Genomic DNA, 12,822 nt, shown 5'->3' with positions numbered 1-12,822 from the left:
TTTCCCTAGGCCGCGCCCGAGCCCGTGAAGGCGCGCCGTCGTCGTCAGTAGCGAAGCACGCGACGCGACGCGTCCAAGATCTTCTCCACCGAGGGCAAGACGTACGTTTCGAGCGGCTTGACCCAGGGGACGGGCGTGTCCATCCGCGTGACCCGCACGGGAGGGGCGTCCAGAAAGGGGAACGCCTTGTCGCAGATGCGGGCGACGACCTCGCCGGCGAAACCGCACGTCATCGGCGCCTCGTTGACCACGACCACGCGGTTCGTCTTCTCAAGCGAAGCGAAAACGGCGTCCTCGTCCAGCGGGACGAGCGTTCTCAGATCGATCACCTCGGCGCTGACGCCCTCTTCCGCGAGCGTCTCGGCGACCGTCAGACAGTGCCAGACGTTCTGCCCGTAGCTGACCAGGGTCAAGTCCGTCCCTTCCCGTCGAACCGCCGCCTTCCCGAGCGGCACGATGTAATCCTCCTCGGGCAAGAACTGTTCGATTTCGCGCTTGCGATACAGCTCCTTGATTTCGAAGAACACCACCGGGTTCTGATCGCGCAGGCACGCTTTCATCAGGCCCTTTGCATCGTACGGCGTCGACGGGCACACGACCTTCAAGCCGGGCGAGTTGCAGAACCACGCCTCGTTCATCTGGCTGTGGTAGAGCGCTCCCCCGCCATAGGCGCCCGCGGGCCCGCGAATCACGACGCCAGGCGCGACGTCTCCGGCCGTGCGGTAGTGGTACGTGGCCAGCATGTTTACGATCTGGTCGAAACCGCATGAGATGAAGTCGATGAACTGCATCTCCGCCATGACGGTCTTGCCGTTCAGGGCCGCTCCCGTCGCCACCCCGACGATGGCCGCCTCGGCGATCGGCATGTCGTACACGCGGTGCTTGCCGTACTTGGCGAGCAAGCCCTCGGTGACGCCGAAGGCGCCTCCCAAGATGCCGATGTCCTCTCCGAGGCAGATCATGTCCTCGTTGCGGGCCATCTCCTCGTCGAGGGCCTCCTTGATGGCCGACAGGTAGTTCTTCGGGAGCTCGATCTGCTCGGGAATGGCGCTCATACGTCCTCCCGGAAGACCCACATGCCGCCCTCCACAGGGTCCGGCAAAGGCGATTCGAGGGCGAATTCGATGCCCTTCTTCATGTAGTCGACCACCTCCGGCGGGAAGTCCTCGTCGGTCACTTCGGACGCGTTCTTCCCTTCCGGTCGGTACTTGTCGGCTTCGTCCTTGGTGAGGTCGCCCAGGGAGATGAGGCGGGCCTTGGCAACGGCGATCGGGTCCCGTTTCCTCCCTCTGGCCACCTCTTTGGGGTCTCGATACTTCGCTGCGCGGTCGTCGTCGTGATCGCCGTGGCCGTATGCCCGATACGTCTTGCACTCGACGATGCTTGGACCCTTCCCAGCCCGCGCGTAATCGACGGCGACCATCACCTTGTCATACACGTCGAAGACGTCTTGCCCGTCCGCGACAACGCCAGGAATGCCGTACCCCTTGGCGCGATCGGCGACGTCTTTGGTGGGACACCCGAGTTCGTAGGGCGTGCCGTAGGCCCACTGGTTGTTCTCCACCAGCGTGATCACCGGGAGCTTGTGGATGGCGGCGAAGTTGATGGCCTCGTGGAAGATGCCCTGGGCGGTCGAACCCTCTCCGTTGTAGGTGAGCACGACCGCGTCGCCGCCGTTCAACCGGTCCGCCAGCACCGCGCCCGCGGCGACCGGGATCGTGCCTGCGAGCATGGACGTGGAGTGGATGATGTGGGCGCGCTTGCTGCCGATGTGCGACCAGTTATCGCGCGCGCGACCCGGAGAGCCCACCTTGCCCCACACCTGGGCGCAAACCTCTTCGATCGACATGCCCATGCGGTTGGGATCGGTCCACCCCGACCGCAAGTCCTTGAGAAAGAACGCCGGCATGTCGCGGTGGATGGGGCTGATCCAGTCGTAGGGCCGAAGCCCGAAGAGCGAGCCCACGAGCACCGCTTCCTGGTTGTGGGAGGAGTAGAGGGTCCCGCGGAGGCGCCCGCGCTTCTTCTCCTTGATCAGGCGCACGTCGAAATAGCGGGCGAGATACAGTTGACGAAGGGCCTCAAGCCTTTCTTCAGGGGTCAATTTGCCGCTGGGCAATCCGTGATGCGCGTCCTTTGCGCTCTTCGCCTTCACGGCGGAGGCCGGTCCTTCGGGGGTCAAACTTTTAATCTCCAAGCTTCAAAACAAGAATCGGGCGAAGGGCTATTCTACCTTAGGAAAGGCACCTCCCGGTCAGACGCCTGGGACGCCGGAGTGGGCGCGGGCGCAAAAAGAGAGCGGCGGGGCGCCACGCGCTCCGCCGCTCCTGGATCCCTCGTTCTCTTCGACCTACCCGGCGCCTCGTGCCTTGTTCATCTCGCCCACATACGCGCCCACCGGCATGTAGCCGACCGCCTTGTGGATCTCGTTGCCTTCGGCATCGGTGAACTCGGTGGTCGGGTAGCCGGACACGCCGTACCGCTTGGCGACCGCGGTCTGCTTTTCCGCATTGATCTTGACGAAGACGAAATACTTGCTCTGCTTCTTGAACTCTTCTGTGCTGAAGACCTCCTGGTCCAGCTTCTTGCAGTAGGTTCACCAATCGGCATAGAAGTCGATCAACACCAACCGCTTGGTGTTCTTCGCCACGACGAGGGCCTCGTCGAGGTTCTCGTACCACTTGTCCGCGTTCAGCTCTTCGATCGTGAGCTGGCGGGCGCCCGCCGGAGGCGTGAACGTGAAGTCACCCGCCGGGCCGCCCAAGGCGACGCTCTTCGTGTTGAGAATCACGACGTCCTTTCCATCGGGGTTGTTGGTGATCAGCTCGGCCTGGCGGGCGATGTTGTCGCTTCCCAGATAGAGCGTGACGACCTGCCGCCCTTGGGCGTCGAGGGTGGCCTCGGCGACCTTGAGGGTCGTGCCGCCCCGGTTCTTGGTGCCCAAGTCCTTCGACGCCGCGGCGTTCGTGAACGCCTTGCCATCGAAGAACGGCGCCCAGACGCGCAGCTCGTCGCCGCCGATCAGACCCGCGAACTGCTCGGTCGTCTGCGGCTGGACGAGGTACGTCTTGTTGGCCTTGTCGTAAGTGGTGACCTGCTTCCCGTCGGCGATGGTCAGTTCGCTCGGAGTCTCGATTCGAAGCTTGTTGGGCTTTGCGAAATCGATGGTGAACGTCCGGGCCGCGCCGCCGACGCGCTGCAGGGTGTAGGTCGCGCTCAGGGTCTGTCCGCCCTGAAGCGCTTGGACATACTGGGTGATCAGACCGGCTCCGCGTTGGGCTAACGCCACAACCGCCGCTCCGATCAGGGAGACTGCTAGTATTCTGCGCATTTGGCTACTCCTGTAAAGATGAACGAGGCTATCCTTACCTTTATCATACACGGACCGGCCGCGCTCCGTGCCACCCCGGAGATCGTGTGCGTGTGAGTCTCAAGCAGTCCGCCCTTCTCGGAGCCATCGCCCTCGCCCTGAGCCACCTGGTTCTCAGCGCGCTGTTCGCGTCCGAGACGCCCTACCGAGAAGCCGGGCGCCTGCTGAACCAGGGCCGGGCGCCCGCGCAAGACATCGGCGCGCCCGACGAGCGGCAGCACGCCAACTACGTCCAGCGCCTTTTGGACGGGCGGGGCTTCCCCGTCTTCGACCCCCACGCGCCGGACCTGTACGAGACGTACCAGAGCCACCAGCCGCCGGCGTACTATCTCCTCGCCAGCGGCTGGGCCCGGCTCGTCGGAGTCACGGACGTTTCGGAGCCGGCCGCGGGAATGCGCCTGCGCCTGCTCTCCTGCCTGATCGGAGCGGTGGGAGTCTTCGGTGTTTTCGTGCTCGCGAGGACGGCCACGGACAGCGACGCCCTGGCGCTGGGCGCAACGGCGATCGCGGCGTGGCTGCCGATGCTCGCCGCTCTGGACGGTTCGGTAACGAACGACTCGCTCCTCATCGCGCTCTGCACGTGGTCGCTGGCCCTCTTCGCGCAAGGGGTGAAGCGGGGGTGGGATCTCCGGCGGGCGCTGGGAGCGGGGATCCTCGTCGGAATCGCCCTCCTGACCAAAACGACCGCCGTCGCGCTGCTCGTTCCCTTCGCCGTGGCGGTGTTGGCCGCGAGGCCGCGCCCCTCGTGGGGCGTCGTGGCGGCGGGGGCTCTGGCCAGTCTGTTGGTTCCGCTCGGCTGGTGGGTGCGCAACACGAACCTCTACGGAGACCCGTTGGCGATCCAGGCGTTCGGAGACGCTTTTGCCGGCACGGCGCAGGCGAAGACGTTCATCGAAGCGTTCGGGGTCGCCGGATACTGGATCGATTGGGTCGGTTGGTGGACCGCAAGGAGCTTTGTCGGCGCCTTCGGCTACATGGACATCTTTCTGCCCGCGGCCCTCTACTCCGTCATCCTGGCCGTGTTCGCGATCGGGCTGGCGGGGTGGTTTGCACGGTTCTTTCGGGAGACGGAGGACCCGGCCGCCAAGACCGTGCGCGTGGTCAACCTCGTGTTTTCGCTGTTCGTTCTCGCGTTCTTCCTGAGGTTCAACGCGCAGTATTTCCAAGGCCAAGGCCGCTACCTGATGCCCGCGGTGGCCGCTTTTGCCACGGCGATGGCTTCGGGCCTCGGGTTCCTTGGTCGCGGCCGCGCCCTTCTCCCGGGCCTGTTGGCGTTCGGGCTGCTGGCCACGTCGATCTACTCCTTGTCAGTGCTGCCGTCCGAGTTCGAGCGGCGAGTCGACCACGCCTTGGCGCGGCGCGGGAGCGTTTCGCACGAAAGAATCGTAGCAGTACGGCGGGTTGAACCGTCTCCACCATGAGGGAATGTGTATGAAAACCGGTCTTGGCATCGCTCTGTTTGCGGCCTGTGTCTTCGCTCAGGCGCAGGACTTGAACCAGAAGGTCACCTACACGGGGCCCGCTGCCCCCACGAAGGTGCTGCTTGAACAGCTCGGGAAGCAGACCGGCTTGTTGCTGGGAACAAGCCCGCAAACGGCGGGCGAGGTCCTCGTCGTCCACGCGACCGACGTCCCTCTCGCCGACTTGTTGAAGCGAATCGCCGAAGCGACGGGCGCCGAATGGAAGGAGGAGACTGGGGGCTACCGGCTTGTCCGGCCGGAGATCGTAGCGAGGGACCAGCTTCGGGCGGAGATCGCCGAACGGGCCAAGGGAGTGGAGGCTGCGGTGCGCCGCATGGTGGCCCCGCTCGAAAAGGCACCCACATTCGACGAGGCGAGCGCGAGGACGCTCGCCGAGGAGGCGCGCAAGAACCAGAACGGAGCCGTCCTGGACTTCGGCAACGGCAATTTCGGGTCCAACGGCTTCCGGATCCAGGGCGCCTCGGCCTCTCAGAGCCCGGCGCAACGCGCCCTTCTCCGCCTGATGGACGACATCCCCGCGTCGACATTGGCTGCCATCCAACCGGGTTCGCGCATCGTCTTCGCGTCTTCCGCGAACCGGATGCAGCGTGCAATGGGACCGAAATCGGGGGGCATCCTCAACCTGTTCGTCCAAGAGCAGAACACGTGGGCTCGCGCGCTGGCGGACACGCCCCGCGAGGTGCCTCCGGACAACACGCGGATGATCTTCCTCGGTGGGCCCGATTTGTCGTCGAAGACGATCGACCGGCTCGGCAAGGCACTCCTCGTGGTGCACCGAACGGGGGACGGTCCCGAGCTCACCGTCGAATTCAAGGCCGCTGACTCCAAGGGGCAGATCGTGTCGCGCGCCAACGTCGTCCTCGTGCCCCAGGAATCCGCGGTTCAGGGCCCGGTCGCGGCCGGCAAGCCGATCGAGCTGAGCCAGACCGCCCAGGAGTATGCGGAGCTGATGGGCGGAAAGGCCGCCCAGAGCGGCATGCTCCAAACCGTCACGATCCGCCTGGCCGTCGGCGGCTCCGCGCTCTCCTGGTCGGGCAATCCCGAGTCCGTGCCGCCGGTGCCCGAGAGCTGGAAGGAGCGCCTCGCCAACCCTGACCGGTACGAGCCGCTCGAATTCGTTTCCGGCGAGGCCTTCCGCGCCGCCGCGGCCGCCGAGTCGCGCAACCTCGTGGCCTGCCTTCCGGACAGCGGATTGATCCCCACTTGCAGTCGGTTGGGAAACGCCAAGCTCACCCCCGCTCAGTTCCTGGGGTTTGCCCAGAGCAGGTTGGATCTGAAGGTCGACCGCCCCGACGAGTGGCTGCTGGTTTCGCCGCGTTACGCGACCGAGGCGCGTGCCTCCCACATCGATCGCGGCGCGCTCGGCGCCCTTCTCCGACTGACGCTCAAGAACGGGTACGCCCGCCTCGACGACATGGCGGCCTACGCCCTCAAACAGTCCGACGACCTCCCCGGCTCGAGTTTCGACGAGCGCACGCTCCTTCTGCTCAGCCCCGAGACCGGCCGTGATTTTCAGGCGAACGCCGCCGATCGGCGGCTGATGCTCAAACTCTTCGGAACGCTCTCTCCCACCCAGCGCGCCGCCCTCGCCCGAGGCGGGACCCTTCCGCTGGGGAGCCTGAGTGCGGCCCAAGCCGAATGGGTCCGAAGCATGGTGTACGACTCGCTTTCAGGTCCGGACATCCAACTGCCGCCATCCGAACCGCAGCCGGCGCCCCCCGCGCAAGAGGAACAGTCGATCGTCATGGTCGCCGCGGTGGCCGGCGGGCAGCGTGGCGGACGACCCTTCCTCGGGGGATTGCGGCCCGAGACCACGCTCCTGGAAGAGCGGACCGAGGCCCTGCCCCTCGGCGTCCCCACCTCCGGGCAACTCGCGGTCACCATCCGCAGCAACTCCGGGGTCCGTGGAACCCGGGCGGACGGCACGGACGCGCGCTTCATGTCCGCCGACGAGCTGGCTGGAGAGCTTGCCGGAGACTCGATGCCCGGAGGCGCCTCCCCGTCGGCGGGCGAGGCAGGACCTTACACGCTCTTCCGTCCCGCCACCCTCTCCCAGTACGGGTTCCAGTTCGCGCTCAGTCCCAACGCGCGCCTGGCCCGGGAACTTCGCGACGCGATGCTGATGCCAGGAGGCGCAACGGGCCTCGACGGCTTGCCCCCAGCGTTCCGCGCGGAGGTACAGCGGGCTCGAGCCCAGTTGGAACGAGCCATGCAGAGGATGCAGAGCGGCCCTGGGCCTGGGCGACGACGCGGGGGGCCGCCTCCACCGAGGTAGGCCGATGGTCCCGGAAAGACCGAAGGCGGATACGATCGTGACGTCGCCAACCGACGCAGCGTCTAAAGGGGCGATGGTTTCCGTGATGGCCGAGCAGGGCAAGGCGCACTTCGACGAGGACGCGGTGCTCGTCGAGCGTTTCCTTGGCGGCGACGCGGACGCGTTCCACCTTCTGTACGACCGCTACTACGACAAGGTCTACGCGATCGCCCGCGGCATCTTGCTGGACGCCGACGAGGCCGCCGATGCCGTGCAGGAGATCTTCACCCTGGTCTACCGGCACCTTCCGCGCTTCGATCGCCGGGCCCGGTTCAGCACGTGGCTCTTCCGGATCAGCGTCAATCGCAGCATCCAGCAGGGCCGCCGCCTCAAGCACAAGAACAGGTGGGTGCCGCTCGACGAGGGCTTGGCCGCAGCCGACGCGCCCGAAGAGCCGCACACCGATCCGAAGATCCATCTGGCCCTCGCCAGCATCCAACCGGCCGACCGGGCGCTGCTTGTGCTCTTCTATTGGGACGAGTTGAGCCTACAGGAGATTGGCGAGAGCATCGGCTGCGGCGTCAACGCCGCCAAAACGCGTCTTTACCGGGCACGCGAACGGTTTCGCGCGGCCTACGAGGAGTTGGAGTCGTGAAGATCGCACCCGACGTCGATCAGCTCATGTGGGTCTTGGCCGAACAGAACGACCGCAAGGCCGTGGAGGAGTTCGAACAGCGGTTCCCCGACTTGCGCCTCGAACTTGCCAAGCGGGTCGCCCTGGTGAACAACCTCCGAGGCGCGGGCCGAGCCGTCCAAACGGACACCCCCCGCTTCCACGCGCCCGCCGCCACGCCCCCGCGTTGGAATCGCCCCCTGGCAGCGGCCATGCTGGCGGCGTGCCTCTGCGCGCTGGCCTTCGGAACGTTCTATGCCACGCGGGCACTCATGCCGGCGCCGCAACACAATGCCCCTCCGGCGCAGGCCGGCGGCGCCGGGGCGGGCGCGGGCGCGCCGGTTCCCAAAAAGGCTCCCGATGCCGGTGGGCAGGTCCCGACGACCACGGTCCCGAACGTCGCTCCGCCCCCGATCGAACCGCCCGCCTACGTTCCCAAGTACCAGCGGCGGCACACGATCATGATCGACGAAGCGGGTCTGTTGACCGTGCTGGAGGCGATCGCGACCCAAACTGGCATGCAGGTCGAGGTGGCGCCGGGACTCGAGGACGTCAAGATCAGCTGCGACTACCGAGACGCGACGGGGATGGAGATGCTCCAGGATCTCGGCACGAAGTTCGGGTTCACCGCCCTGTCGCAGGGCGGGAATCGCGTCTTGATCGTTCCCGCGACGGACTCGCGCGACGGCGGGCCGACCGGCCCCATGGTTCCGCCGACCAAGGACGGAAACTGACGACGGCCGCGGTCATTGTGCCTGCTGGCGGGCCTTGATATACTGAAACCGACCACAAGGTCTCGGAGCGGCCCATGGAACAACCCACACGCAGTTCGGACGTTGTCGAAGTTCACTCGGAGCATGCCCTCGCCTTCGGATTGGCGGGTGTCGTCGGGATGGCGCTCGGTGGCCTCCTCCTTCGGTACCAGGGGGAGGGCTACACGATCGGCTTGGCCTACGTGCTGCTCATCGGCGGCCTCTTGGCCGTGATTTACGGAATCTACTGCGCGCTTCAGATCCGAAAGGTTCAATCCGTGACGGTCGTGTGCTGCTACTGCGACTACGCGAACAAACTCACGGAGACCCCGATGGTGGACTTCTCGTGCCTGAGCTGCCACCGCATGATCCCGATCAAGGACGGCAAGGTCATGCCCGTCTCGCAAGTGCGGTGCGGCTACTGCAACGAGCTGAACTACTACAACGAGAAGACCGAGGTGCTCATCTGCGAGACCTGCGACCGTGAGATTCCGATCGCACAGGAAGAGGGCAAGCCGACGAAACACGTCCCCCGAGGGTTCGCGATCCAGGACGACGACAAGCTCTACGAGCTCGTGCTCGTTGCGTACGGCCACAAGACTGAGGAGCTGATCTCCGCCCTGCAGCAGATGCTGGCTTTGAACCGGAACCAAGTCAAGGACATGCTCACGCAGCTACCGGTCACCCTTCTCACCGGCATCACCCGCAAGAAGGCCGAAATGCTCCAGGCCCAGCTTTCCATCCACGACGCGGCGTCCGATTTCAAGCCCGTCTCCACCCCGTAGGTTCCACGGAGTTCGCCACATTGACGGTGGACACTCCGGAATCGGAGGGTATCCTATCCGGAGTTTCTTATCCGGCCCTCGCGGCCGAACGAAGGGTGGTGCACGGAAGCATGGTTAACAGGGGGTTCATCCACACAATGGTTTCGCAATGCGTGGCGCTGCGCGGTCGTCGTCGATCGGCGCACAGGGGCTGGACGTTGCTGCTCGGGGCGTTGTTGACGCTTCTTCCCGGGTTCGCGATGGCCTCGGCAGAGGGCAACGTCGTCCTCAAGTTCTCGCAGAACGACATGATCTATCTGTACGTGTCGCTCGCACTGGGCATTCTCGCGATCGGGGTCGGGATCTACCTGCGCAACTCCGTCGGCGCGATGTCCCCGGGCGATGAGAAGATGCAGGAGGTCGGCGGAGCGATCCGCGAGGGCGCTCTGGCGTACCTGCTCCAGCAGGTCAAGACGATGATCCCGTTCGTCCTGCTGCTGGCGGTCGGTCTCTTCGTCATGTACTGGAAGCGCTATGACTCCCTGGCGTTGGGCGGATGGATCGCCGTCACGTTCATCGGCGGCGTCGCCGCTTCGTACATCGCCGGCTACACGGGCATGCTGATGGCCGTCGCCGCGAACATGCGCACGGCCCATGCGGCCTTGACGAGCTACAAGAGCAGCTTGGAAGTCGCCTTCCGCAGCGGAGCCGTCGCCGGCATGTTCACCGTCGGCATGGGCTTGATCGGCGCGACGCTGATCTTCCTGCTCGCCGGCGGCAACGCCATGAAGCTGCTGGTCGGCTTCGGGTTCGGCGGCTCGCTCGCCGCGCTCTTTATGCGCGTTGGAGGAGGCATCTTCACCAAGGCGGCCGACGTAGGCGCGGACCTCGTCGGAAAGGTCGAAGCCGGGATTCCCGAGGACGACCCCCGCAACCCGGCAACCATTGCGGACAACGTGGGCGACAACGTCGGCGACTGCGCCGGTATGGCCGCCGACATCTTCGAATCGTACGAGGTCACCCTGGTGGCGGCCATCGTGCTTGGCGCAGCCACCGCGCAGATCTTCGATCAGCCCACGTGGATGAAGCTGATCCTATTCGCCCTCATGGCCCGCGGCGTCGGCATCGTCGCTTCGATCGTGGGCGTCTTCTCGGTCAAGGGCAGCGACAACATCGACGCCGATCCGCTCAAAGCGATCCGCAAGGGTTTCCAATCCTCGGCTGTGGTCGCAGCGATCGGCACCGCCATCCTGGCCTGGTTCATGATGGGCGGCAACGGCAACCCGATCAAGACCAACACGCTCCGCTCGACCGAAGAGTTCGCCCGCAACGATCTCAAGTCGATCTTCGCCCTGCGGGAGAAGATCGCCAAGGAGAAGGGCAAGAAGACGTGGGAGATCGGGGTTTCGGACCTGCAGAACCGTCCCGAACTCAAGGAGATGGGGATGGACAAGCCCGAGGATCAGGACCTGATCCAGCAGGCCATCTTCACCGATCCGACGCAGCTTCCCGAGATCAAGAGCCTCTCCGGCTACCACATGGTGGACTTTGCCGATGCGGACAATCCAATTCTGGACTATGCCATCCAGAATCCAAATCTCGCCTCGGATCCCTCGGCCAAACAGTACGTGACCATCAAGGAAGCGTTCGTGGGCAAGGGCGGCGAGGCCAACCTCGGGGCGGTGAAGCTCCACATCAAGGCCGACGTTCCAGAGCAGCCGGCACAGGGGGACACGCCCGCCCAGCCCGGCCAGAAGGTCGACCGCGAAACGTGGTTCGGCCCGGTGTTCGTCGACGAGCTGGACAAGCAGATCACGCAGCAGCTCGATGCCGCCAAGGCCCAGGGCGTCAAACTTGAGATCGAAAAGCTCAAGACGGTGCCGGTCCACCTCTACGCCAATGCCGACGGCAAACTGGCGCTGGGCGTGGACGCGGGCGTCGACAAGCCCCAGGTGCTGCGCCCGAACTTCCCGATGTTCTTCTTCACGGAGAGCGTCGACACCGTGGAGAAGGCCCAGGCCTCGCCCGGAGGCCAGATGGGCGGGATGCCCAACCGCGAGCCGATCGCCCTGGCCGTCGTCGAGAGCAAGACGGTGCCGTGGTACATGTTCTTCGCCGCCATCTTGTTCGGCATCCTCATGGCGTTCGCCATCGAGATCCTCACCGACTACTACGTGTCGACGCACAAGAAGCCGGTGCGCGAGGTCGCGGACGTGGCCAGCGCCGGTCCGGCGCCGATGATCATCCAAGGATTCGCGCTCGGTCTCGAATCCAGCGTGTTCTCGGTGTTCGCGATCGTCATCGCGCTGATCATGCCGCTGTTCTTCTTCCCTCCCGGGGATTACGGCGGGTACATCCTCAGCTTCTACGGCATCGCGCTCGTCGGGTTGGGACTGCTCACCACAACCGGGTACATCCTCGCGATGGACACGTTCGGCCCCATCTCGGACAACGCCCAAGGCGTGTTCGAAATGTCGGGTGCGGGGCACAACTCGCCCGAGGGGTCCAAAGCCGTCCAGCGGCTGGACGCCGCGGGCAACACGACCAAGGCCCTCACAAAGGGATTTGCGATTGCCACGGCGGTGGTCGCCGCGGTCGCGCTGTTCCACTCGTTCCTTGAAGACGCAAGGCTCGGCGAAGTCGGTCTCCGACTCGATGTCCCGCAGATCTTCCTCGGGCTTCTGATCGGCGGCGCCGCCCCTTACCTGTTCTCCGCGTTCTCGATCAATGCGGTCGGCCGTGCGGCCTTCCACCTGATCAGCGAAGTGCGCCAGCAGTTCGCAAACGACCCGGGAATCATGAAGGGCACCAGCAAGCCGAACTACGGCCGTTGCGTCGCCATCGTGACCGAGGCCGCCCAGAAGGAGCTGCTTGGGCCGGGCATCCTCGCGATCGCTCTGCCTGCGCTCGTCGCCTTCGGGTTCTCGATCGGCCAAGCCCCGACGATCATCAACGGCGATGCCTACAACCTGACCGGCGCGCAGGCGCTCGGTGGGTTCCTTGCCGGTGCGATCCTCTCCGGTCAGCTCATGGCCGTCCTGCTCGCCAACTCCGGCGGCATTTGGGACAACGCCAAGAAGCTCATCGAGGACGGTCTCCACGGCGGGAAGGGCACAGAAGCGCACAAGGCCGGCGTCGTCTGCGACACGGTCGGCGATCCGTTCAAGGACACTGCAGGCCCTGCGCTCAACCCGCTCATCAAGGTCATGAACCTCGTGGCCCTGCTCTTGGCGCCGGTCGTGATCCAGCCCTTCGGAACCGATGTGCTGGTTGCGATCTCCGGCATCTGTCTCGCGGCCCTCGCGTTCTCGATCTGGTGGTCGAAGCGTGGCAGCCTCAGCGACGCGTTGAGCGTCACAGCCACGGGCGGCGGCGCTCCCGCGCCAGCCGTGGCGGCATCGGCGGACGTCGCGGCCGCGCCCAAGCGGAAAATCCTCGTCGAAGAGGAGCCGGAAGCCGTCGAACCCGAAAATCCCGAGGCCTAGCGCGAATCAGGGGCACGTCGCTTTGGCGATGTGCCCCTTTCGC

General features: G+C 65.4%; 10 protein-coding genes. 6 read left to right on the top strand and 4 right to left on the bottom strand.

Annotated elements, in window-relative coordinates:
- Positions 1-44: 44 nt before the first annotated feature.
- The 4 genes from M9921_00545 to M9921_00530 all read right to left on the bottom strand — a co-directional run bounded on the left by M9921_00545 (position 45) and on the right by M9921_00530 (position 3,331).
- A complete protein-coding gene (locus M9921_00545) occupies positions 45-1,055 on the bottom strand; it encodes an alpha-ketoacid dehydrogenase subunit beta (protein ID MCO5295322.1) in 1,011 nt (336 codons plus the stop codon).
- Positions 1,052-2,155, bottom strand: a complete 1,104-nt coding sequence (locus M9921_00540) for a thiamine pyrophosphate-dependent enzyme (protein ID MCO5295321.1) — start codon at positions 2,153-2,155, stop codon at positions 1,052-1,054. The genes M9921_00545 and M9921_00540 overlap by 4 nt, the downstream gene beginning before the upstream one ends.
- Positions 2,156-2,350: 195 nt before the next feature.
- A complete protein-coding gene (locus M9921_00535) occupies positions 2,351-2,581 on the bottom strand; it encodes a thioredoxin family protein (GenBank protein MCO5295320.1) in 231 nt (76 codons plus the stop codon).
- Positions 2,582-2,596: 15 nt separating this feature from the next.
- The gene (locus tag M9921_00530; GenBank protein ID MCO5295319.1) at positions 2,597-3,331 is read right to left on the bottom strand and encodes a hypothetical protein; all 735 of its coding nucleotides are present in this window, start codon (positions 3,329-3,331) and stop codon (positions 2,597-2,599) included.
- Between the two features lie 86 nt (positions 3,332-3,417).
- Between M9921_00530 and M9921_00525 the strand changes: the two genes are divergently transcribed.
- The 6 genes from M9921_00525 (at position 3,418) to M9921_00500 (ending at position 12,779) form a co-directional block, all read left to right on the top strand.
- The gene (locus M9921_00525) at positions 3,418-4,791 is read left to right on the top strand and encodes a glycosyltransferase family 39 protein (protein ID MCO5295318.1); all 1,374 of its coding nucleotides are present in this window, start codon (positions 3,418-3,420) and stop codon (positions 4,789-4,791) included.
- 10 nt (positions 4,792-4,801) lie between these two features.
- Positions 4,802-7,126, top strand: coding sequence for a hypothetical protein (locus M9921_00520; protein MCO5295317.1), 2,325 nt, complete (start codon positions 4,802-4,804; stop codon positions 7,124-7,126).
- Positions 7,127-7,199: 73 nt separating this feature from the next.
- The gene (locus M9921_00515) at positions 7,200-7,760 is read left to right on the top strand and encodes a sigma-70 family RNA polymerase sigma factor (protein ID MCO5295316.1); all 561 of its coding nucleotides are present in this window, start codon (positions 7,200-7,202) and stop codon (positions 7,758-7,760) included.
- Positions 7,757-8,512 carry a hypothetical protein gene (locus M9921_00510; GenBank protein ID MCO5295315.1) on the top strand — a complete coding sequence of 252 codons (756 nt, stop codon included), beginning with the start codon at positions 7,757-7,759 and terminating at the stop codon, positions 8,510-8,512. The genes M9921_00515 and M9921_00510 overlap by 4 nt, the downstream gene beginning before the upstream one ends.
- Positions 8,513-8,586: 74 nt before the next feature.
- The gene (locus tag M9921_00505; GenBank protein ID MCO5295314.1) at positions 8,587-9,315 is read left to right on the top strand and encodes a hypothetical protein; all 729 of its coding nucleotides are present in this window, start codon (positions 8,587-8,589) and stop codon (positions 9,313-9,315) included.
- A 152-nt stretch (positions 9,316-9,467) separates the two neighbouring features.
- A complete protein-coding gene (locus M9921_00500; GenBank protein MCO5295313.1) occupies positions 9,468-12,779 on the top strand; it encodes a sodium/proton-translocating pyrophosphatase in 3,312 nt (1,103 codons plus the stop codon).
- The last annotated feature ends 43 nt before the right edge of the window (positions 12,780-12,822 follow it).

The organism is Fimbriimonadaceae bacterium (assembly GCA_023957775.1).
In the GTDB taxonomy this organism is placed as follows: domain Bacteria; phylum Armatimonadota; class Fimbriimonadia; order Fimbriimonadales; family Fimbriimonadaceae; genus JAMLGR01.
Note: the sequence above shows the minus strand (reverse complement) of the source record. Positions and strands in the feature narration are given on the sequence as shown.

Coding starts and splice junctions, on each gene's coding strand:
- M9921_00545 (MCO5295322.1), bottom strand. CDS start 1,055: ATGAGCGCCATTCCCGAGCAGATCGAGCTCCCGAAGAACTACCTGTCG.
- M9921_00530 (MCO5295319.1), bottom strand. CDS start 3,331: ATGCGCAGAATACTAGCAGTCTCCCTGATCGGAGCGGCGGTTGTGGCG.
- M9921_00520 (MCO5295317.1), top strand. CDS start 4,802: ATGAAAACCGGTCTTGGCATCGCTCTGTTTGCGGCCTGTGTCTTCGCT.
- M9921_00515 (MCO5295316.1), top strand. CDS start 7,200: ATGGTTTCCGTGATGGCCGAGCAGGGCAAGGCGCACTTCGACGAGGAC.
- M9921_00505 (MCO5295314.1), top strand. CDS start 8,587: ATGGAACAACCCACACGCAGTTCGGACGTTGTCGAAGTTCACTCGGAG.